Genomic DNA, 20,814 nt, shown 5'->3' on the forward strand with positions numbered 1-20,814 from the left:
AGGATTTTCCCCTTACTTGTGGCATTTAAATTTTTTGTTGTATGGTAAATTGAGGATTAGTTGAGCAATTTAAATAAGATTAATATTTTAACCATATGAATACTTTAAGTAATTTTGATAATAGCGTTCTCTCATCGATAAAAGCCCCCAATCTGCTTGAAAAGAAACAATCAATTTCCAATCAATCTGGTTTTGCCACTGAACTAAAAATGGCGTTGGATTCTATTAGCCAAACGCAAATACAGGCTCAAAATCAAGCAAAAGCGTTTGAACTGGGTGAACCCAATATTGCCTTAAATGAAGTTATGGTGAATATGCAAAAATCGACGGTTTCACTTCAATTTGGTATTCAAGTTCGTAACAAACTTGTTGCGGCTTATCAAGAAATCATGAATATGAATGTTTAATATGCATTAAACATTGATATAAGTGCAAGATCGTTAATGTCTAGTCATTATTTTCAATCTTGCACTTAGCAAATATTTAATAAATTTATCTGTTAAATTAAGTTAGCGACGTGTTGGTAATTTTCAATTTTACTCTGTTGACGGACTTTTTCTCCGATTAATTCCCCTAATTCAGCATGCCGTGTGGTAACTAATTGGCTGATTTGCTGTTGATAACTTAAGATATTTTGAATATACATTCGTACTCTATCTTTACATTGCGTGGGAACGTGTTCGGTAGTTAAGGTACCGTCAAGTTCTATAATATTTTCAGATAATTGTGAGTATTGATTTTGCCAACTCAGTAACGTATTCCAATCTTCCTTATGTGCGCTGATTAACATTTGTTCTGTCACATAATCAAGTTGTTCATAGTGTTTTAATAATGTTGTTCCTTTCATAACCATCTCTTTTTTTATTTTGCAATTTCACGCCAAGATTCAGCAATATTGTTGAGTAGGTCAAAACAGTTTTGTAGCTTATCTTGATCGTTATATAAATTAGCCAGTACTAATTGTTGGCTGATATAGTGATACAAGCGCTCTAAATTTTCGGCAATTTCGCCTCCTTTTTCTAAATCTAAACAGCTTTTTAGTCCGTTATCAACGATATTGATTGCTTTTGATATCGCCATTCCTTTACCTGCTATGTTTCCTTTTTGAATGTATAATTTGGCAAGTTTGATCGCATTTAGTGCGCCATCATAGAGCAATACGATCAATTGATGTGGTGAGGCTTGGCTCACACATGTTTCTAAATTAACTTGCTCATAAGCTTGAGATCCTAATTTATACATTTTTGTTAATCCTTATTTTTTCATGTTTGCCATCATTTCGAATTGGGTTGTTAAATAATTACTCATACTGTCTAATGAACTAATTAAAACATCTAATTTAGTAAATTGAACTCGATAGCGTTCGACGGTTTGTTCAATCGAATTGTTCACTTGTTCATATCGTTTATCTAACGATTTCAATGTTGAATTTAATCCTGTGGTGGCTGAATCAATCATGCCTTCACTATCTATAAATCCACTGACTTTATTAAATACTTCATTAGCAATACCGGTGGTCTCACCGTCACCGGTAAATAACGTAGCAACAGCATCACTATTTTCACTTAGCGCTTTTTTTAATTGATTTTCATTGATAGTAAGCGAACCTTTGTTATCCATGTTAACGCCAATTTGGGCAAGAACAGAAAATTCACCTGATTGACCCTTAGCAAAGATTGAACGAATACTTTGATCGATATTACGTAGCGTAGAATCACCAATTAGTGGACCATTATTGTTGCTTAACTCGTCAGAATTGGTCTCTTTAGCGGTAAATTGAGTCAGGCTTGAAATGGTTGATTGTAATTGATTAAATGCTTCAACCCATTCTTTTATTGCCGTTTCTGCTTTTTCATTATCAGCAGTAATAGCTAAATTTTGACTGGTCGTGGTGGTTGCTTTTAAGGTGATATCAACACCTTCAATCACTTCTTTAATGGTATTTGAAGCACTTGTTATGGCAACACCATTAAATGTTAATTTAGCATCTTGCGCTTTAGCAACTTCTACCATATTACTTGTGTCGGGTTGCTGATGATTAAATGCAATAATCTTATTGAGTTTTTCATCGTCCGACGAAATTGACGTAATGGCTTGTTGTTCACCGGTTTCTTTCGATGTGATAACTAATTGATAACTATCTGAACCACTGCGAACAATCGCTGCACTCATGGTTGAATGACTAGTTGTCCCATCTTCATTAACCACTTTGGCATTATTAATGGCGTTGGCAATGGATTCTAATGATGTTTCGTCCTTAGACAGGTTAACTTCAAGTTTTTGACCATTAGCTTGTTCAATGGTAATGGTTCTTGTTTCATTGTCATTACCTAAATTAGTATTCTTATCATTAATGGCTGATGTTGCAATACTGTGTGAAGTCGCCAACTGATCAACAGTCACCGCATAATTACCCAATGCCGCTTTATTATTGACTGTTGTGGTAAAATAATTGTCATTACCTGCTGATGCTCGACTATAAAAAAGTTCTTTTTTTTGTAGTTTTTCAGTCGCAGAATTAAACGAGCTCAACGCATTTTTTAACTTACCGAAGCCACTGATTTTGGCATTAATCGCTTTTTGTTGAGCGGTGATCGGGGTTAAACGTGTTTTTTCAACGGATTCTAATTGACTTAATACTTCATTAAGATCGATACCAGAACCAATCCCTAAAATGCTCATTGCCATAATTTTTTGCCCTTATTTAATCACTATTTATCAACCATAACTTATCTAGCTGTTATATCGGCTTTTGGCATAAAAAGTTTAGAAGAAATTTGTGATTGATTGCTGGTTTTAAAAAAATTAAAAAATAAAATATCTTTCTTATTGATTTAATAAACTGAATTATCAAAAGATATTTTAACTATGGGGTTTACTTTTAGTTTGATAACACAACAAAAAATAAAAATTATTAAAGTTTCCTATTTTGCTACCGATAAGTTAATTATCAGCAAATATATTGGACATCTTGCTTCAATATGCCGTTGATTTGACTAATCATATTAAGGAGATAAAAAAATGGCACAAGTAATTAATACTAATACTATGTCTTTAATGGCAAAAAATAACCTGAATAATTCACAAAGCGTTCTAGGTACAGCAATTGAACGTTTATCATCTGGTATGCGTATTAACAGCGCAAAAGATGATGCGGCAGGTCAAGCTATTGCTAACCGTTTTTCATCAAATATTCGTGGTTTAACTCAAGCTGCTCGTAATGCTAATGATGGTATTTCACTTGCACAAACTACTGAAGGTGCATTAAACGAAATCAATAACAACGTACAACGTATTCGTGAGTTAACTGTTCAAGCTGCAAATGGTACTAACTCTCAAAGCGATTTAGTATCAATTCAAAACGAAATCGATCAACGTTTACAAGAGATCGACCGTGTTTCTAAACAAACTGATTTCAATGGTTCAAAAGTATTATCAGAAGATAAAACCCTTAAAATTCAAGTAGGTGCAAACGATGGTGAAACCATTGAAATCAATTTGAAAAAAATCGACAGTACTGAGCTTGGTTTAGCGGGTTTCAATGTTTCTGATAAACCAACTGCCGATCCATTAAAAACCCTTGATGCAGCGCTATCTAACATTGATGCATTACGAGGTCAATTAGGTGCGGTGCAAAACCGTTTTGAATCAACTGTGACTAACATCAACAACACAGTAAACAATTTAAGTTCTGCACGTAGCCGAATTGAAGATGCGGATTATGCAACTGAAGTTTCAAACATGACTCGTGGTCAAATCTTACAACAAGCAGGTACTTCAGTTTTAGCACAAGCAAATCAGGTGCCACAATCTGTACTTTCTTTATTACAGTAAGAGTTAAATCTATCTGATATTCTACTCAATTGAATTGTACAACATAGTAATAACGGTATTTTTGATATCGTTATTACTAATAATCATAATTACCTCTTTTTTATATCTTTATTCATCACATTAAATCCATTTGTTAAGGACATAATAGTATTAAGCATATTTTTAACCTTGGCTCCTAAAAATGGATGATAGCTTATATAACTCGCAAGGCATAATTAATCAAGTCGACTGGCAACAGTATATCCATTTAGTTCGTAATGAAGCATTAAAATTAGCCGTTCGTCTGCCTACCACAATTGAACTCGATGATTTACTGCAAGTTGGTTACATCGGCCTGTTAGATACGATAAAGCGTTATGATGTATCTCAAGGCTATACGTTTGCCACTTTTGCTATACCGAGAATAAAAGGGGCAATGTTAGATGAACTCCGTAGTCGGGACTGGCTACCAAGACAAACTCGAAAAAAGATTAAAGATATTACTCAAGCCATTAATCAACTGGAACAGAAACTCGGTACCACGCCCAATGATCACCAAATTGCAGAATATTTGCAATTATCGATTTCTGAATATCGTAAAGCGTTGTTGGATTCAAATTGTAGTCAAATCTGTTCTTATGACGAAATGCAGAAAAAATTAGGGGATAACATCGATGCTATTGTCGATCATGGTGAAGATAGTGATCCTTTTTCGACTATTATCAATGACGAAATTCGTGACCAAATCGCTCGACAAATTGATAAGTTACCCGAAAAAGAAAAGATGATTTTAGCCCTGTATTACCAAGAGGAACTGAATTTAAAAGAGATTGGAAAAGTCATGGATATTAGTGAGTCACGAGTCAGTCAACTACATAGTCAAGCGATAAAAAGAATACAAAGTAAAGTGAAGCCATAGAAAAATAAAAATAAACTGCGTAAAACAAAGCGTAATTAAACGAAAATAAATTGAAATGATTTTTTTATTGACCTTTCTCGTTTAAAAATGTAATTTTATGTGTAAAAAAACAGTTAATAATAAATTTTGATTGTTTTTTGTTTTTTTACTGCGAAATAAAATAAATAGGATTGGTGATTAAATTGGGTAATATACTAGAAGACGATATTCTTAAATGTATACATCATTTAAATCTTTCAACATTATTGTTATGCCAACGAATGCTTGAAAAAGACAAAGCGATGGCGATGTTTAGATTAGGTATTGATGAAGAAACTGCTGACGCAATAAGTAATTTAACTACATCACAAATGTTAGTGTTATCTGAAACAAATCAATTAACATTTCAATTACGATTTGAAAATTCAGAAATGATTAAAAAACTAACTGAAGATTCTCGGATTAGCGATATTAAACAGATGCATACAGGGATTCTTTTATCTAGTTTACTGTTAGATTCAATCAATAAGTAGGTAGGTAATTAAGATGAGATGTACAAGTATCGTTCAATCATATAAAGAAGTCCAACTCGCTATTCGTTTAATTTCACTCGGCGCCAGAATTCAAATGCTTGAAAGTGAAACAAATCTTAGTCGTGGTAAGTTGATAAAACTGTATAAAGAAATTCAAGGTTGCCCGCCACCGAAAGGATTGTTACCGTTTTCAACAACATGGTTTATGACATGGGAACCGAATATCCACTCAAGTATTTTTTATAATGCTTATCATTTTTTAGTGAAACATGGCACCAAACCCGGAATACAATCGATTTTAAAAGCTTATCAGCTCTATCTTGAACAATGTCCGGCTTACAACGAAGAGCCAGTATTAGGATTAACTCGAGCTTGGATATTAGTTAAATTTGTTGAAAGTAAAGTGATGCAACAATCATGCTGTAAAGAGTGTAAGGGGCGTTTTATCACGCATGCATACCAACCACACAACAGTTTTGTTTGTAGCTTATGTCAACCACCATCACGGGCAGAAAAAAATCATAAGACACATCAAGAAAATCAGGCTAAATGTTTGCAAGTGCTATCTGTCGCTCATGGTTTTAATTCAGAGGTTGCAAAGCAGTTAGCAAGTTAAATAAATATTAGGAATATCAGTCCTATTTACTGTTATTTTATGGAGAAAGAAGAAAGCCAATGCTAATCATTATAGGATATATTGTTGTTATTGCCTCTGCTTTATTAGGTTATGTACTTAGTGGTGGTTATTTAGCAGTACTTTTTCAGCCGTTAGAATTTTTGATTATTGGTGGTACGGCTATCGGCGCTTTTATTGTCAGTAATGAAAAAAAAGTGATCAAAAAAACGCTCAAAGCATTAGGGCAGTTATTTAAATCATCCAAATACAATAAAGCATTATATTTAACGCTAATTAATTTAATGTACACCATTTTAACTAAAATCCGTCAAAGTGGCGCACTATCGATAGAAGGAGATATTGATAATCCACATGAAAGTGAATTGTTTAAGCAATATCCGCTTATTTTAGCCAATCCTCGAATTTTAGATTTTATCACTGATTACTTGCGTCTGATGATTAGTGGCAATATGGATGTTTATGAAATCGAAGCTCTAATGAGTGAAGAAATTGAAACTTATGAACATGAACTCGAAAAACCGGTTAGTGCGATTTCAAGTATTGGTGATGGCTTACCAGCTTTCGGTATTGTTGCTGCCGTTATGGGGGTCATTAACACTCTAGCTCAAGCCGATAGACCAGCAAGCGAACTAGGTGAACTGATAGCACATGCGATGGTAGGAACGTTTTTAGGTATTTTATTGGCTTATGGTTTTGTTTCGCCTTTAGCTGCATTGTTAAAGCAACGAAATTCAGACACGGTCAAAACTCTTGAATGTACCAAAGTGATATTGATCGCCAGTATGCATGATTATGCGCCACAAATTTGCATTGAATTTGGTCGCAAAATGATATTTTCTGATGAACGACCATCTTTCTTTGAATTGGAAAAATATATTCAAGACGTGAAAGATAAAAATGCCAACTCAACCGAAAATAATTAACAATGAAAGATAACTCAATAAGAATTATTACTCGCAAAAAGTCAGGGCATGGAGAAGGGCATCATGGTGGTTCGTGGAAAATCGCTTATGCTGACTTTATGACCGCCATGATGGCGCTGTTTTTAGTTATGTGGTTAATCGCAAAATCAACGCCGCAGGAACTACAAGGAATTGCTGAATATTTTAGAACACCGTTACTTATGGGGCAAAATGGCGGTCAAAATATCAGTGATAGTGAAAGCCCGATACCTGGCGGTGGTGATGATGTCACTCAGCAACTGGGTGAAGAAAAAAACGATATTGCCAATCAACAACAACAAAGCGAATTTGAAAAAAAACAACTCGAAAAGATCCAGCTGATTGAAACAGCACGTAAAATTTTTGAAATGTTTGAACTCGATCCTCGTCTAAAAAAATTAGCGCCTAATTTAATTATTGAACTCACTGAAATGGGGTTACGTATTCAAATTCTGGCATCAGATGATAAACCGATGTTCAATGTAGGCAGTGCGGTTATACATCCTGATATGCAAAGCATTTTGCATGCCTTAGCACCTATTTTAAATTCATTACCTAATAAAATAACCTTATCGGGTCATACCGATGAGCGTCAATATGTCACTGGTGATAGAGGTTATAGTAATTGGGAGTTATCAGCTGACCGAGCCAATTCATCAAGACGAGAACTTATCGCAGGTGGATTGGATAAAAACAAAATTATTCGTATTGTTGCGCTTGCTGATACCGTGGGATTGAACAATCCACATTATAGTAAAGATGCCAACCGACGAATCAGTATTTTAATTTTAAATAAATCGGCACAACAATATATTGAGGATGAAAACAATATGACTGGCATTGATTTTTTAAAACAGGCTAAGCCAGTTAAACAAAATTAATCCTATCGTTATATTATGAAAGGCATGAATCAAAAAAAATCTGCTGAATTGAAAATAAAAAAATAAAAATTCAAAAAAAATAGCAAAAATGATTAAAGCTTTAATGAATTGTGCCGATATAAAAATTAAGTTTACAAATAATCATGATGTTATTAACTAAGTTATATTAAGGAGTTTTTTAATGGCAAATTCATTGATGAATACTGGAATTAGTGGATTAAATGCAGCGCAAAATATGCTTAATGTAATTAGCAATAATATCAGTAATGCCCACACCGCAGGCTATAATCGCCAACAACAGATATTAACGCAGGCAAATGGTACTCATCATCATTTTGGTTTTGTCGGTAATGGGGTTTCAGTGACAGCGGTAAATCGTGCATTTAACCAATTTGTTGTTGGGCAATTGCGACAATCGCAATCACAAAATGGATCGATTAAATCATATTATAATGAATTATCAAAAGTTGATAATCTTTTAGCTGAAAATGAAAACAGCATTTCATCGCAAATTAATAATCTTTTTTCTAGCTTAAATAAGCTTACGTCAAATGCGGGTGATGCCTCGACAAAACAATCGGTTATCAGTAATTTGACGTCGTTGGTTGGACAATTTAATAAAACCGAAAATAATCTTAAAAATCAAATTGCCAATATCAATACTGAATTAACGAATAATGTCGCTCAGGTTAATACTTATTTAGAGCAAATTGCCGAATTAAATCAAAAAATTTCAAAATTACAGGCCGTGAGTGGTGGTAATGAACCTAATGCCTTGCTTGATCAGCGTGATCAGCTGGTCAATGAATTGAGCGAAATTATAGGAATTACCGTGACGGAGCAAAATGGACAATATAATCTGTCGTTAGCTAACGGTTTAAGTTTAGTGCAGGGATCGTCGGTGAACTTACTATCTGTTCAACCGTCACAACAAGATCCTGCAATAAATACAATTGTTTACACGCATAATTCTGGTGCGACTCAAGAACTGACAAGTCAAAATATCGCATCAGGCCGATTAAATGGATTATTAACTTTTCGTGATGGACCACTTTCTCAAGCTCGCAACCAATTGGGCTTAATTGCACTTAATTTAGCTGAGCGTTTCAATGAAGTGCATATGTCTGGCGTGGATATCAATGGTCATGCCGGTGAAAAAATGTTTGATTACCGTCAACCAAGTAGTATCACCAATGCTAAAAATCAAGGTAATGCTACCGCTAAAATCAATTTTGATTCAGTCACCGAAGTTAAAGCCTCGGATTATAAAATTGAATTTAATGGTACTGATTGGGTTGTGACAAGACTGTCTGATCATCAAACTATTACCCCTCAAATTGAAGATGGCAAACTAATGTTTGATGGTTTATCAATTGAAATAACGGGTAATGCGGTGAAAGGGGATTCGTTTTTAATTAAACCTGTTGCTGATATCGCATCGTCATTAGCGTTGTTAGTGACAGATGTGAATAAATTGGCAACCGGAATTAATGATGAAGAAAACGGTGCGGGTGATAACCGCAATGTGAGCAAATTATTAGACATACAAAATGAAAAATTAATTAACGGTACAACGACCTTAAACAGCGCTTATACCACGTTAGTTAACTATATTGGTAGTGAAACTCAAACCGCTAAAATTTCGGCACAATCAAGCCAAAATATAACGCAGCAGATTGACGAACAAAATCAATCAATATCGGGCGTAAATATTGAAGAAGAGTATATCTCTATGCAAGTTTATATGCAGTATTATCAAGCAAATGCCAAAGTTATTGATGCTGCAACAACGCTATTTGACACTATTTTAGGTTTAGCGAAGTGATAAAAGGATAAAAAATGCGTGTAAGTACCAATTCAATGTATCAAAAAAATTTAAATAGTATTTTAAATACCAACAATAAATGGCAAAAATCGGGATTACATTTAGCAACGGGTAAAAAAATTTTATCGCCTTCTGATGATCCTATGGGCGCATCACAATCATTAATATTAAAACAAGCGCAATCTCGAAACGACCAATTTCAAGCCGCGCGTGAAAGTACCGATAAGTCACTTAGTCGTCAAGATACTATCTTAAAAGAGGTCAATACTGTCATACAAAGTATTCAAGAAACATTGGTTTATGCCGGTAATGAAACATTAAATGATGAAAACCGACGTGATTTGGCAAATAAATTACAAGGTTTGAAAGATCAGCTTGTCGCTTTAGCCAATTCAAAAGATACTAACGGCAATTATCTGTTTGCCGGTAATAAAAATGATACGCCTCCTTTTGTGGTTAGTGAATCTGGCGAAGTGAGTTATGTCGGTGGTACCACCACAATTAATATTTTTATTGATGATTCACGCGAAGTCCCACTCAGTTTTACCGGTCTTGAAGCCTTTATGACAGGCTCTACCGTTAAGTTGCCAGACGGTTCGCCAGCAGAAAGTAATCTATTTGCGAGTATCGATTATGCGCTTGACGCGTTAAAGCTCGATTTAGATGACAACAATGAAGATACTATTAAGCAATATCGTGAAGGCTTATCTAAAGCAAGTTGTGGTGTTGATAACTCATTTGATAATGTTTCGACCCTTAGAGCAAAAGGCGGAACAGTATTACAAGAAGTCGAAAGATTAACAACACTGGGTAAAACGCTAGATATTGAGTTTGAAACGCAAATTAGCCAACTTGAAGATGTAGATTGGTACGATGCCATTTCAGAATACGTTATGCTTCAAGCTAATTTACAAGCAGCACAGTATACTTTTATGAGTATGCAAAGCATGTCACTGTTTCAAATGAAATAGTCGAGTGAAAACAGATAATAGTATTCATTTCTACTCATTATAACTAGAATATATATCCAACACGTTTAGGAGGCTTAAGCCTCCTTTTTTATGTCTATTTTTAATGAGTCAATAATCAGACAGTGGAATTAGTGCGTTGAACTGGCAAAAACAGAATTAATTAAACGCTATTTTTCTGAAACCTGAAACGGTCGTTATCGGATTTTGTTGAGCAATTTGTTCTATACGGGCAATAATTTGTATGAGTTTGTCACTGTAGTTGGGATCGGTTGCGTATTTGGCTGCTTGTAATGCCTTGGCAGCGGTTCTTGCATCAGGTGCTTTGACCACCGCTTGGTAGCGAGGGCTTTTGGTTAATAGATTGATATAGTCGGTTAATGCATGTTGTTTACTGGTATAGACTTTAAAATTATCTTGGATTTTTATCATTTGGTTATTGATAAATTCTTGTGTTGTTAAGCGGGTCGCATTACCTTGCCATGTTGGCGTGGCTTTGATGCCAAAGTAATTATGGCTTGATTGGTTATCTGCGGTTTTAATCAGTTTTTGTCCCCAACCTGTTTCTAGTGCAGCTTGCGCTATGATAACTTCGTAAGGTATACCTGAACTTTTAGAAGCTTGTTGAGCAGGAATAAGCCATTCTTTGATAAATGCGGTTACATAATCTTGATTTGCTTTATCGGCAGGGTTTAACGATGTGATTTCTGATGCATTTATTTTTGAAGCATTATCGATTTTATGGCTATGATAAAGCATTTGTCCTAATGCTTCAGGCGTGACTGTCGCTGATGCGTTGCTAAATAAAGATTGTGCAAGTTTAAGGTTAGGTTGTTGCGACGATTTTTGGGGTTGAATAGGAATAGTGCCCGACGATGATACATTGGGTGACAAAGGTTTGCCATGCGTGAGTTGCTTGGTAATGATATTAGCAAGCCCCAACCCTTTACCTGCTGCTTGCTGAGCAATTTGCTGATCAAACATCGAGGTAAAGAGTTGTGTTGCAGGTTGATTGAATAATCCACTGTCCGGCACTGCTTTACGCATTGATTGCATCATCATATTAATAAATAGCGTTTCAAATTGTTCAGCAACTTGTTTAATGCTTTGGTTAGTCCCTTTTGCCACATTGCGCTTTAATTGATTTAGTCCATTTACGTCATAGGCAAAACGGTGAACAGATTGATTAATCAGATTATTCATATTCTTTTTTTTATATCTAAATGGTTTCTAACGAAGCATGTAAGCAACCGGCTTTTTTAAGTGCTTCAAGGATTGACATTAATTCGGTCGGATTAGCACCCAATAAGTTGAGCGATTTAATTACACTATTTAAATTCACCCCTGCAGTGACTTTTTGCAATGCACCACCTTGCTCTTCAACCGCAATTTGTGTTTCAGGTGTGACCGCTGTTTCCCCACCCGCTAAAGGTGTATTGGGTTGGTTAACTTTGAGTCTGTTATTGACGACAACCGATAAGTTACCATGCGCGACAGCGCAGTTATCCAACTGGACTTTTTGATTCATGACCACAACCCCAGTACGAGTATTAATGACGACTTTGGCTGAGATCGGCGTTGCACCAATTTCAAGATTTTGTATTCGTGATAATAATTTAACCCGTTCTTGGCTGGTAACAGGCATTTTGACTGTCACCGTCGTACCGTCCTGTGCCACTGCGGTGTTTTTTTGTAATTTATTAATCGCTTCGGAGATTTTTAAGGCACGAGTAAAATCGAATTGATTCAGATGTAGGTGAATAATGTCTTGTTCATCTAATCGCATGTCTAATTCACGTTCTATCGTTGCACCATTCGGGATTGTCGCGCCAGCTAATTGATTGACACTTACACTACTTCCGCCACTACTTGCGCCCATGCCACCCAGAAAAAGATTACCTTGAGCAATCGCATATACTTGGTTATCTGCGCCTTTTAACGGCGTCATAATTAATGTGCCTCCTCGTAAACTTTTGGCATTACCCAGTGAGGATACCACGACATCTATTTGTTGTCCTACTCGTGAATAAGCGGGTAATTTTGCTGTGACCATAACGGCGGCAACATTTTTAAGTTGCATATTGCTACCTGTTGGAACAGTAATGCCTAATTGAGATAACATATTGGTGATACTTTGAATCGTAAACGGTGTTTGCGAGGTTTGGTCGCCTGTTCCATCAAGTCCCACCACAATGCCATAACCTACTAACGCATTATCACGTACCCCTTGTATGGTGACTAGATCACGGATGCGCTCAGCGTAACTATAAGGTATCGCTAAAATCATCATTAAGATAAAACAGATAAGAGTAGGTAATTTTTTTATCATGCTAAGACTCGTTAAAACGGTGAAAGATTGAGAAATAAACGCTGTAGCCAACCCATTGTTTGTGCTTCATCGATGTAACCATTTCCGACATATTCAATACGGGCATCGGCTACTTGTGTTGAGATAACGGTATTATTGCCGCTAATTGTTCGAGGGTTAACTACACCTGAAAATCGTATAAATTCCGTTCCTTGATTTATCGCAATTTGTTTTTCACCAATGACTTTTAAATTGCCGTTTATCATGACATCTTGTACGGTGACAGTAATAGTACCGCTAAAGGTATTTTTAGCGTTTGCTCCTCCAGATCCTTTAAAATCATTACCGCCAGACATGTCTGTTTCGACTTTTCCACGTCCAACCAGTCCATCTAAAAAAGTGGGCACAGCTTTTACCCCTAAATTCAGTGAACTGTTACGTCCGGCATTGATTGATGAGCTTTTGCTGGCACTGACGTTTTCTTGTAATACTATGGTTAGCACATCACCAATATTGCGTGGACGGCGATCTTCAAACATGGGTTGGTAACCAAAATTACTTGGTTGTGCTGCTTGATAGATAGAGCCGCTGGTGTTAACAATTTCTGGCATTTGCGGAACGATGCTTGTTTCGCCTTTGACTAATGGTTTTTTCGGTAACTGTGCGCAATTCACTAAGCACAGCGCAGCGATCACGATATACAGGGATTTCATCACGTTTATCATGGTATTAATTTATAACTGATTTAATCGTTGTAGCATCTGATCGGATGCCGAAATCGCTTTACTGTTAATTTCATAAGCACGTTGTACTTGAATCATATTTACCAGCTCTTCGGCAACATTGACATTCGATGTTTCGGTATAACCTTGGTATAGCAATCCTGCACCATTTAGGCCGGGGGTGTTTTCAGTCGGCGCACCAGAACTTTCGGTTTCTAAGTAAAGATTTTCCCCCATGCTTTCAAGTCCTGCATCATTAATAAAGGTGTGTAATGTCAGTTGACCTACTTGCACTTGCGAGGATTGATTGGCAAGGGTGACATTGACAATACCATCACGCGCGACCGTCATTTTAATCGCATTTGCGGGAATATTAATGGTTGGTTGAATTTCATAACCGTTGGCGGTGACGAGTTGTCCATTTTGGTTAACTTGAAATGCGCCACTACGGGTATAAGCTTGGGTTCCGTCGGGTAATAGCACTTGGAAAAAGCCTTGTCCATTAATGGCAATATCACTACTGTTGTCGGTTAATTCTAAATTACCTTGGCTGTGAATTCGTTCGGTGGCAACCGGTCTTACCCCTGTGCCAATTTGTAAGCCTGACGGTAAGGTAGTTTGTTCTGAAGATTGTGCGCCCGGTTGGCGAACAGTTTGATATAGCAGATCTTCAAATACTGCTCTTTGCCGTTTAAAACCACTGGTACTGACATTGGCTAGATTGTTGGAAATAATATCCATATTCATTTGTTGTGCGGTTAAACCGGTTTTGGCAATCCAGAGTGATTTAATCATTGGTGATACTCCTAATTAAGTCAATGATAATATTTGATTCGCTTTTTGAGCATTTTCGTCAGCGGTTGTGATCCCTTTCATTTGCATTTCAAAATGGCGAGAATGGCTGATTAAATCAACCATTGCGACAACGGGATTAACATTACTGCCTTCCAATACGCCCGACATCAATTTGGCATTGGGATTATCGGGTAATACGGCGCCACGGGCATTACGTGTTTGTTCAGTCAATTGAAACAAGCCATTATCACCGCGAGTTATTTCGTTGGGTTTAAGTTGGACTTTTTTAATTTTACCCACTTGGGCTATGGTGGTCGGTTTATCGCCTGCGCCTAAAGCTGATAAAGTCCCGTCTGAACTGATACTGACTTTTGATTGTTGCGGAACAGTTAGTACACCGCCATCACCCATTAAAGGGTATCCTTGAACACGCAATGTACCTTCTTCATCAATTTGGATCGCACCATTACGGGTATAAGCCTCACTACCATCGGCAAGTTGTACCGCTAACCAGTTATCTTCGGCTAAAGCAACATCTAATTCTCGACCAGTATAATTAAATGCCCCCATACTGGCATCAAATGTGGGGGTGGTTGCCGTGACCATTGTTCGGGTTGGCATAGTGCTGCCAACAATAGGTATCGCTTTCATTGCGGCTAATTGGGCACGAAAGCCTGATGTTGAAACATTGGCTAGGTTATTACTGGTTATTGCTTGCCGATGAAGAGTCTGACTTGCTGCCGACATGGCTGTATAAATAACGCGATCCATAATTTATTCCTTAATTAACGCAAGTTAACCAATGTGTTAAGTATCTGATCCTGCGTTTTTATGGTTTGTGAATTAGATTGATAATTGCGCTGGGCAACAATCATGTTGACTAATTCTTGACTCATATCCACATTGGATGATTCCACTGCACCGCTGGTCAATGCGCCCATCGTGCCTGAGTTTGCGATACCTAATACTTCAGCGCCGGATTGAAGTGTTGAACGCCAATTGTTATTGCCTGCTGACTCTAGTCCGTTAACATTGGCAAAATCCGCCATCGCAATTTGACCTAACAACATGGTTTGTTGGTTAGAATAGATACCGTAAATCGATCCATCATTATTGATGTTGTACCCGACTAAGTCACCCGGTGCATAACCATCAACGACAGGGGTTTTGATACTGCCCACTTCTTTGCCCATATTTTGTTGAGAGCTATTAGCCAGTGATAGTGTAAAGGTGTTGTCAGCCGAGCCATTAATACCGTTAATATTTACGGTCATTTCTGGATCACTGATTAATTTACCGGATGAATCAAATTCCATTTGCCCCATTTTTTGTAATGTTGCATTCGGGTCGCTACTGTCAAGATAATGCACATCCCATTGATTATCGGCTGTTTTGACATAAAACAGTTGTACATTACGTTGATTACCGAGCGAATCGTAAGTTGTCAGCGTTGTTGAGTAGTTGAACGTATCGGCATCAAGTGCATTAATAGGCTGTTTTTCAGGTACCGTACTATTTGAGTTTAAGTTAGTTTGTAATGATGCTTTTGTTGTTGCGGCAGCATTTAACATTTCTTGCGAAATTTTAAGAGGCCCCGGTGCTGCACCTTGTGCAATTTGTGGCGGTGTGCCGGTGGCTAAGTAGCCAGTGAGTTGCAAACCATCCGCCGAAATGATGTTGCGCTCGGCATCTAATTGAAATTGACCATTACGGCTATAATAAATTTGTCCACTACTATCCACTAAGCGAAAAAAACCATTGCCAGAAATAGCAACATCTAAACTATTGTTAGTGGCGGTTGTTGTTCCGTCACCAAAATTTTGCATGACGGCTGCAACTTTCACACCCATGCCAACTTTTGATCCGGCATACATGTCGGCAAATGAGATACTCGCACTTTTAAAGCCAACGGTTGCAGAATTGGCAATATTATTACCAATGACGTCTAATTGTTTTGATGCAGCATTCATGCCGCTAATTGCTTGAGAAAATCCCATTTGAATTTCATCTCCCTTAAAGAATTTGACGTACTTCGTCAATACTAATTGAACCAAGTATTCCTAAATCGAGTAATACTTTATTATTAACTTTACTGTTTATCACACCATAGACTACCGAATAGCCAAGTGACGTTGAGGATACTTTTTGTCCATCGTAACTGGCATTGACCGAAAAGGTATAACTACCATCTGGTGCGGTGGTGCCATCGTTTAGCTGACCGTCCCAAGTGAAGGAGCTAACCCCAGCAGGAATCGAACCTAAATCGACTTCACGTACGACATTACCATTTTCATCTAAAATCGTAATGATGACTGAATCAGCATCACGCATTAGCTCAAAACCAAATGGTGTGGTAATGGTTTCGGTTTCGTTATCAGTACCTTCAAGCTCAGAGGTCGCCACTAAAATTTTATTGCCAGGTACCATTACCCCTTTACCAATCATGTTGCTGGCATTGACCGATAAACTATCGTCAATTTGCCCAGACACCATGCCTAGCGTGGTATTTAATCTTTCAATCCCCGCTAATGTGTTAATTTGAGCAAGTTGCGAGGTTAATTGGCTATTATCCATTGGATTGGTTGGATCTTGATTCTTCATCTGGGCAATCAGTAACGTTAAAAAGTTATCTTGTAATTCTTTACTGGAATTGCCATCAGTTGTACTTTTTTGTTTGGTTTGAACACCATTTACGCCTACCGATTCGGATACAGACACATTTGTTACACCCATCTATCACTCCTTGCTATTGACCTAATGTCAATGTTTTTAACATTAGGCTTTTGGCGGTATTAATGACTTCGACATTGGCTTGATAGCTGCGTGATGCTGATATGGTGTTGACCATTTCGGCAACAACATCGACATTGGGTTTTTGGATGTAACCTTTCTCATCGGCTAATGGATGATGTGGTTCATAAACTAAGTTCATGGGTGATGGGTCTTCAATCACTTGGGCGACTTTAACGCCAGCAATACTATTTTGCTCACCGTTATTATCCACCTGAAAAATAACTTGTTTTGCTTGGTATGCTTTTCCTGATGTGCTAGTGATGCTGTCAGCATTCGCTAAATTACTGGCGCTGACATTCATTCGCTGAGTTTGTGCCATTAAGGCCGAGCCAGAAATTGCAAAAATTGAAAAACTCATATTGATTATCCTTGCTGTAATACAGACATTACATTTTTAAATTGTTCACCTAAAAAAGTTAAATTGCTTTGATAGTGGATACTGTTATCCATAAATGCTGTGCGTTCTTGATCCATTTCGACCGTATTACCGTCCGTTGATGCTTGATAAGGAATACGATAAAGCATATTTACATTTGTCATAGCAGGTGCATTGATCTGTATATGTTGATTCGACGTTACGTTAAGTTGTAGGTGATGGCGACTATTCTGATGAGTTAGTGCTTTTTTCAATTCGGCATTAAAATCAATATCACGCGCTTGATAATTCGGTGTATCACTATTAGCAATATTTGATGCTAAGATAGTTTGTCTTTTTTCACGTACATTTAATGCTTGTTGATGAAAATTAATAAAGGTGTCTAATTTATTCAGCATAAAATCGTCTCACTTTGTTTGATATTTAAAATTTTATGTGAATCAAAAAAAACTCATCGTATAAATAACAACAAAAATTGTCCTTATTTCAACATTCAATAAAATTGTTCATACAGTAAAATCGGCTTACAAATAATTTTAAAACAAGCAAATATGATTAAGGTTATTAGATTAATACAGCTTATTTCACTGTTATTGGTGAGCAATATGGCGATGGCTGATTCATTTGAAAGAGCGGTGAATGATTTAGTTTCAAAACATATAACGGTTCCTGTCGATAATATTTCGATATCTTATATATCGCCTAAACCGCAGTTAATGTGTGATGAGCCCAAAATTACACTACTGAATAATAAAAAACAGTGGGGTACGATGACCATTGGCGTTAAATGCGGTAATAAAACCCAGTATTTGCAAATAAAAGTCAGTGCTGAGGGGCATTATTTTGTCGCTGATAAACCTATAAGTGCAGGAACGATCATTACTGATGCACTGATACGGTCAAAATTGGGGCGACTTGATCTTCTAGCCAATTCGGTAATTTTAAATAAACAGCACATTATTAATCATATTGCATTACGTAACATTGAGCTTGATGAGCCAATTCGAACTTCAATGCTGCAACAAAATTGGCACATCAAGGCTGGTCAAATGGTGAAAGTCTTGATTAATGGAGAGGGGTATGTGATTGCAACAAAAGGTAAATCTCTCAATAACGGCGCCTTAGATGATCATATTAGTGTAAAGCTTAATTCTGGCAATATTGTTGAAGGTATTGTTACGCAAGAAGGTGTGACAATTTTCGATAAATAAAATTAATGATTTTTTTATTTTTGCCGATAATTAGACTAAACAAATCATTAAATTTTTGATCAAAGGTATTTTATGAGTATAGAAGCGACTAAATCGGTAACGACAATAGCAGGATTACTTAATCGTGATGTTATCAATGAGCAACAAAAAAGCCCACGATCATCTCAACAGACAGAAAATAGCCTGACCAGCAGTGCTAATGTGACATTAAGTCAAAATACCTTATCGCTTTTACAGTCTACGCATAATGACATTGACATGGAAAAAGTTGATAACATAAAACAGGCTATTACTGAAGGTAAATTAGTGATAAACACCACAAAAATAGCTGATGAACTTATCAAACAGATGATTGAAAATATTGAATAGTTAGTAAAGTTTGAAAGGAAATAAAAATGTTAGAATTAAATGACATCTTAAATAAAATAACCGTCATGTTACAAACACTTTCAGACATTTTGCAGACCGAGCAACAAGTGCTTATTGAAAACAGTTCTATCAATCAACTCAATGAAATCATCAATAAAAAGAGTCAATTACTTATTGAATTAAAATTATTAGATGAAAAACGAATTAATACCAGTAAACAACTCAATCTATCTTCCCCTTATAGTGGAAATCCAGAACTGGCAGAGCAATGGCAATCCATTACAACCACTACGCGGTTATTAGCGAATATCAATCGTGATAATGGTTTGATTATTCAAAATCGTATGCATCGTACTCAGCAAACTATCGATCATTTAAAAAGTATTCATAATCCGGTTGTTTATACCAATAATGGTTATCAACAAACCGAAACAATCTCATCAAAACGAGCAAAAGTTTAATGATAATTGCGGTGTGTTCAGTGTAAACGCGTTAAATACACCTTAATTTGTCGTTTAATCAAGCCAATAACTTTAGTGTGTTAAGTACATACTGTGACTATTTTATTTCTATTTAGACAGTTAGATACTATTAACCCCTATCATGGCTAATGAAAGTGATGTAGATAAAAGCGAACGCCCCACCGATAGCAAACTTAAAAAAGCTAAAGAGAAGGGACAGATACCCCGTTCACGAGAATTGACTTCCGTCATTATTTTGTTGGTGGGCATTATGCTATTTTGGTTAATGGGTTCTGCATTAGTCCAGAAGTTAATCATCATGATAAAAACAGCGATGCAAGTCTCTTTTCGTGTAAATGATGAATCTCGTATTCTGACCAATTTGATTGAGTTAATGACCGCAGGCTTTTGGGCTATTGTTCCTCTGTTTTTTGCATTGGCTATCTTTGCTATTGTGGCACCGCTTTGTGTGGGTGGTTTGTTATTTAGTTGGCAATCAATTAAACCCAATTTTAAAAAGTTGAATCCGATTTCTGGTTTTGGTCGGATGTTTAGTCGCCGAATTTTAGCAGAATTATTTAAAAGTATGCTAAAAGTCATATTAATTACCCTAGCTGCTACATTGTTATTATTCGACTTGTTTCCAAATCTGCTTTCTCTTCCCAAAATGTACCTAAATAGCGCATTAACAAAAGCGATAGATCTTATTTTAATTTGTGGATTATTCATGGTGTTGTCACTTATTCCGATGGTTGGCTTTGATATCTTTTATCAGATTTGGAGTAATTTAAAAAAACTGATGATGTCAAAACAGGAAATTAAGGATGAGTTTAAAGAGCAAGAGGGAAATCCTCAAATAAAAGGCCGTATTCGGCAGATGCAGCAAGCCATGGCAAGGCGTCGCATGATGAAAGATGTCGCTAAAGCAAATGTCATTGTGACCAACCCGACGCATTATGCGGTTGCTTTACATTATGATGAAAAAACCATGATCGCCCCTAAGGTATTGGCAAAAGGAACGAATTTGGTTGCTTTACGAATTAAGGAGATTGGCAATCAACATCATATTCCACAATTAGAAGCGCCACCACTGGCTAGGGCATTGTATCGTTATGGCGAAATTGGCGAGACCATTCCAACCGAATTATATACAGCTGTTGCGCAAATTCTTGCTTGGGTTTATCAATTAAAACGGTGGCATAAATATGGCGGTGATAAACCGATGACACCTAACAATTTGCCAGTACCTGAATCATTAGCAGAAAATCAACCAAGGCGGTAAT

The 20,814-nt window shown here is 36.7% G+C and carries 25 protein-coding genes; 13 read left to right on the plus strand and 12 right to left on the minus strand.

Going from position 1 to position 20,814, the window contains the following annotated elements:
* Positions 1–95 precede the first annotated feature (95 nt).
* The gene (fliE, locus tag J3U35_RS09515; RefSeq protein ID WP_267360989.1) at positions 96–407 is read left to right on the plus strand and encodes a flagellar hook-basal body complex protein FliE; all 312 of its coding nucleotides are present in this window, start codon (positions 96–98) and stop codon (positions 405–407) included.
* 92 nt (positions 408–499) lie between these two features.
* On the opposite strand, the gene fliT is transcribed toward fliE, so the two are convergent.
* The 3 genes from fliT to fliD are packed head-to-tail and all read right to left on the minus strand — an operon-like array spanning position 500 to position 2,688.
* Complete coding sequence (fliT, locus tag J3U35_RS09520; protein WP_267349948.1) at positions 500–847, minus strand: flagellar protein FliT; 348 nt, start codon at positions 845–847, stop codon at positions 500–502.
* Between the two features lie 14 nt (positions 848–861).
* Positions 862–1,242: a flagellar export chaperone FliS gene (fliS, locus tag J3U35_RS09525; RefSeq protein WP_065558120.1), complete on the minus strand. Its 381-nt coding sequence runs from the start codon at positions 1,240–1,242 to the stop codon at positions 862–864.
* Positions 1,243–1,254: 12 nt separating this feature from the next.
* Complete coding sequence (fliD, locus tag J3U35_RS09530; protein ID WP_267360991.1) at positions 1,255–2,688, minus strand: flagellar filament capping protein FliD; 1,434 nt, start codon at positions 2,686–2,688, stop codon at positions 1,255–1,257.
* Positions 2,689–3,021: 333 nt separating this feature from the next.
* Here fliD and J3U35_RS09535 point away from each other — a divergent pair, with 333 nt between their 5' ends.
* The 8 genes from J3U35_RS09535 (at position 3,022) to flgL (ending at position 10,499) form a co-directional block, all read left to right on the plus strand.
* Entirely contained in the window at positions 3,022–3,834 is an 813-nt protein-coding gene (locus J3U35_RS09535; RefSeq protein ID WP_267349944.1) for a flagellin, read from the plus strand.
* Positions 3,835–4,015: 181 nt separating this feature from the next.
* Positions 4,016–4,732, plus strand: coding sequence for an RNA polymerase sigma factor FliA (locus tag J3U35_RS09540; RefSeq protein ID WP_267349942.1), 717 nt, complete (start codon positions 4,016–4,018; stop codon positions 4,730–4,732).
* Positions 4,733–4,923: 191 nt separating this feature from the next.
* Complete coding sequence (gene flhD, locus J3U35_RS09545) at positions 4,924–5,244, plus strand: flagellar transcriptional regulator FlhD (RefSeq protein WP_411590504.1); 321 nt, start codon at positions 4,924–4,926, stop codon at positions 5,242–5,244.
* 13 nt (positions 5,245–5,257) lie between these two features.
* Positions 5,258–5,860 carry a flagellar transcriptional regulator FlhC gene (gene flhC / locus J3U35_RS09550; RefSeq protein ID WP_065558124.1) on the plus strand — a complete coding sequence of 201 codons (603 nt, stop codon included), beginning with the start codon at positions 5,258–5,260 and terminating at the stop codon, positions 5,858–5,860.
* 59 nt (positions 5,861–5,919) lie between these two features.
* Positions 5,920–6,804: a flagellar motor stator protein MotA gene (motA, locus tag J3U35_RS09555; protein ID WP_065558125.1), complete on the plus strand. Its 885-nt coding sequence runs from the start codon at positions 5,920–5,922 to the stop codon at positions 6,802–6,804.
* Positions 6,805–6,806: 2 nt separating this feature from the next.
* Positions 6,807–7,703, plus strand: a complete 897-nt coding sequence (motB, locus tag J3U35_RS09560; protein ID WP_267360993.1) for a flagellar motor protein MotB — start codon at positions 6,807–6,809, stop codon at positions 7,701–7,703.
* Positions 7,704–7,884: 181 nt separating this feature from the next.
* Positions 7,885–9,528, plus strand: coding sequence for a flagellar hook-associated protein FlgK (flgK, locus tag J3U35_RS09565; RefSeq protein ID WP_267360995.1), 1,644 nt, complete (start codon positions 7,885–7,887; stop codon positions 9,526–9,528).
* Between the two features lie 14 nt (positions 9,529–9,542).
* Positions 9,543–10,499 (plus strand): flagellar hook-associated protein FlgL, encoded by a 957-nt coding sequence (gene flgL / locus J3U35_RS09570; RefSeq protein WP_267349934.1) that lies wholly within the window; start codon positions 9,543–9,545, stop codon positions 10,497–10,499.
* 156 nt (positions 10,500–10,655) lie between these two features.
* Here flgL and flgJ read toward each other — a convergent pair whose 3' ends face one another.
* The 9 genes from flgJ to flgB are packed head-to-tail and all read right to left on the minus strand — an operon-like array spanning position 10,656 to position 17,888.
* The gene (gene flgJ / locus J3U35_RS09575; RefSeq protein WP_267360997.1) at positions 10,656–11,699 is read right to left on the minus strand and encodes a flagellar assembly peptidoglycan hydrolase FlgJ; all 1,044 of its coding nucleotides are present in this window, start codon (positions 11,697–11,699) and stop codon (positions 10,656–10,658) included.
* Between the two features lie 16 nt (positions 11,700–11,715).
* Entirely contained in the window at positions 11,716–12,825 is a 1,110-nt protein-coding gene (locus J3U35_RS09580) for a flagellar basal body P-ring protein FlgI (RefSeq protein WP_267360999.1), read from the minus strand.
* An 11-nt stretch (positions 12,826–12,836) separates the two neighbouring features.
* Positions 12,837–13,517: a flagellar basal body L-ring protein FlgH gene (locus J3U35_RS09585; protein ID WP_267349928.1), complete on the minus strand. Its 681-nt coding sequence runs from the start codon at positions 13,515–13,517 to the stop codon at positions 12,837–12,839.
* 21 nt (positions 13,518–13,538) lie between these two features.
* Entirely contained in the window at positions 13,539–14,321 is a 783-nt protein-coding gene (gene flgG / locus J3U35_RS09590) for a flagellar basal-body rod protein FlgG (protein WP_267361001.1), read from the minus strand.
* Between the two features lie 15 nt (positions 14,322–14,336).
* Positions 14,337–15,092 carry a flagellar basal body rod protein FlgF gene (locus tag J3U35_RS09595; RefSeq protein ID WP_220216103.1) on the minus strand — a complete coding sequence of 252 codons (756 nt, stop codon included), beginning with the start codon at positions 15,090–15,092 and terminating at the stop codon, positions 14,337–14,339.
* A gap of 14 nt (positions 15,093–15,106) precedes the next feature.
* The gene (gene flgE / locus J3U35_RS09600) at positions 15,107–16,318 is read right to left on the minus strand and encodes a flagellar hook protein FlgE (RefSeq protein ID WP_065558039.1); all 1,212 of its coding nucleotides are present in this window, start codon (positions 16,316–16,318) and stop codon (positions 15,107–15,109) included.
* A gap of 16 nt (positions 16,319–16,334) precedes the next feature.
* Positions 16,335–17,054, minus strand: coding sequence for a flagellar hook assembly protein FlgD (locus J3U35_RS09605; RefSeq protein WP_220216102.1), 720 nt, complete (start codon positions 17,052–17,054; stop codon positions 16,335–16,337).
* 13 nt (positions 17,055–17,067) lie between these two features.
* On the minus strand, positions 17,068–17,472 hold the full coding sequence (flgC, locus tag J3U35_RS09610) for a flagellar basal body rod protein FlgC (RefSeq protein WP_220216101.1): 405 nt from the start codon (positions 17,470–17,472) through the stop codon (positions 17,068–17,070).
* A 5-nt stretch (positions 17,473–17,477) separates the two neighbouring features.
* A complete protein-coding gene (gene flgB / locus J3U35_RS09615; RefSeq protein WP_267361003.1) occupies positions 17,478–17,888 on the minus strand; it encodes a flagellar basal body rod protein FlgB in 411 nt (136 codons plus the stop codon).
* 213 nt (positions 17,889–18,101) lie between these two features.
* On the opposite strand from flgB, the gene flgA reads away from it, so the two are divergent.
* From flgA to flhB, 4 genes are all read left to right on the plus strand, one after another.
* Positions 18,102–18,701 carry a flagellar basal body P-ring formation chaperone FlgA gene (gene flgA, locus J3U35_RS09620; protein WP_267361005.1) on the plus strand — a complete coding sequence of 200 codons (600 nt, stop codon included), beginning with the start codon at positions 18,102–18,104 and terminating at the stop codon, positions 18,699–18,701.
* A gap of 72 nt (positions 18,702–18,773) precedes the next feature.
* A complete protein-coding gene (flgM, locus tag J3U35_RS09625; protein ID WP_220216098.1) occupies positions 18,774–19,070 on the plus strand; it encodes a flagellar biosynthesis anti-sigma factor FlgM in 297 nt (98 codons plus the stop codon).
* 26 nt (positions 19,071–19,096) lie between these two features.
* Positions 19,097–19,531 carry a flagella synthesis protein FlgN gene (locus J3U35_RS09630; RefSeq protein WP_267361007.1) on the plus strand — a complete coding sequence of 145 codons (435 nt, stop codon included), beginning with the start codon at positions 19,097–19,099 and terminating at the stop codon, positions 19,529–19,531.
* A 142-nt stretch (positions 19,532–19,673) separates the two neighbouring features.
* A complete protein-coding gene (gene flhB / locus J3U35_RS09635; protein WP_267361009.1) occupies positions 19,674–20,813 on the plus strand; it encodes a flagellar biosynthesis protein FlhB in 1,140 nt (379 codons plus the stop codon).
* Position 20,814: the final 1 nt, after the last annotated feature.

Origin of the sequence: Gilliamella sp. B2717, assembly GCF_026536675.1 — a bacterium.
Lineage (GTDB): Bacteria > Pseudomonadota > Gammaproteobacteria > Enterobacterales > Orbaceae > Gilliamella > Gilliamella apicola_I.

Bases quoted from the DNA above. Each gene is read 5' to 3' on its own strand.
- fliE (WP_267360989.1), top strand. From the start codon at position 96: ATGAATACTTTAAGTAATTTTGATAATAGCGTTCTCTCATCGATAAAA.
- fliT (WP_267349948.1), bottom strand. From the start codon at position 847: ATGAAAGGAACAACATTATTAAAACACTATGAACAACTTGATTATGTG.
- fliS (WP_065558120.1), bottom strand. From the start codon at position 1,242: ATGTATAAATTAGGATCTCAAGCTTATGAGCAAGTTAATTTAGAAACA.
- fliD (WP_267360991.1), bottom strand. From the start codon at position 2,688: ATGGCAATGAGCATTTTAGGGATTGGTTCTGGTATCGATCTTAATGAA.
- J3U35_RS09535 (WP_267349944.1), top strand. From the start codon at position 3,022: ATGGCACAAGTAATTAATACTAATACTATGTCTTTAATGGCAAAAAAT.
- J3U35_RS09540 (WP_267349942.1), top strand. From the start codon at position 4,016: ATGGATGATAGCTTATATAACTCGCAAGGCATAATTAATCAAGTCGAC.
- flhC (WP_065558124.1), top strand. From the start codon at position 5,258: ATGAGATGTACAAGTATCGTTCAATCATATAAAGAAGTCCAACTCGCT.
- motA (WP_065558125.1), top strand. From the start codon at position 5,920: ATGCTAATCATTATAGGATATATTGTTGTTATTGCCTCTGCTTTATTA.
- motB (WP_267360993.1), top strand. From the start codon at position 6,807: ATGAAAGATAACTCAATAAGAATTATTACTCGCAAAAAGTCAGGGCAT.
- flgK (WP_267360995.1), top strand. From the start codon at position 7,885: ATGGCAAATTCATTGATGAATACTGGAATTAGTGGATTAAATGCAGCG.
- flgL (WP_267349934.1), top strand. From the start codon at position 9,543: ATGCGTGTAAGTACCAATTCAATGTATCAAAAAAATTTAAATAGTATT.
- flgJ (WP_267360997.1), bottom strand. From the start codon at position 11,699: ATGAATAATCTGATTAATCAATCTGTTCACCGTTTTGCCTATGACGTA.
- J3U35_RS09580 (WP_267360999.1), bottom strand. From the start codon at position 12,825: ATGATAAAAAAATTACCTACTCTTATCTGTTTTATCTTAATGATGATT.
- J3U35_RS09585 (WP_267349928.1), bottom strand. From the start codon at position 13,517: ATGAAATCCCTGTATATCGTGATCGCTGCGCTGTGCTTAGTGAATTGC.
- flgG (WP_267361001.1), bottom strand. From the start codon at position 14,321: ATGATTAAATCACTCTGGATTGCCAAAACCGGTTTAACCGCACAACAA.
- J3U35_RS09595 (WP_220216103.1), bottom strand. From the start codon at position 15,092: ATGGATCGCGTTATTTATACAGCCATGTCGGCAGCAAGTCAGACTCTT.
- flgE (WP_065558039.1), bottom strand. From the start codon at position 16,318: ATGGGATTTTCTCAAGCAATTAGCGGCATGAATGCTGCATCAAAACAA.
- J3U35_RS09605 (WP_220216102.1), bottom strand. From the start codon at position 17,054: ATGGGTGTAACAAATGTGTCTGTATCCGAATCGGTAGGCGTAAATGGT.
- flgC (WP_220216101.1), bottom strand. From the start codon at position 17,472: ATGAGTTTTTCAATTTTTGCAATTTCTGGCTCGGCCTTAATGGCACAA.
- flgB (WP_267361003.1), bottom strand. From the start codon at position 17,888: ATGCTGAATAAATTAGACACCTTTATTAATTTTCATCAACAAGCATTA.
- flgA (WP_267361005.1), top strand. From the start codon at position 18,102: ATGGCTGATTCATTTGAAAGAGCGGTGAATGATTTAGTTTCAAAACAT.
- flgM (WP_220216098.1), top strand. From the start codon at position 18,774: ATGAGTATAGAAGCGACTAAATCGGTAACGACAATAGCAGGATTACTT.
- J3U35_RS09630 (WP_267361007.1), top strand. From the start codon at position 19,097: ATGTTAGAATTAAATGACATCTTAAATAAAATAACCGTCATGTTACAA.
- flhB (WP_267361009.1), top strand. From the start codon at position 19,674: ATGGCTAATGAAAGTGATGTAGATAAAAGCGAACGCCCCACCGATAGC.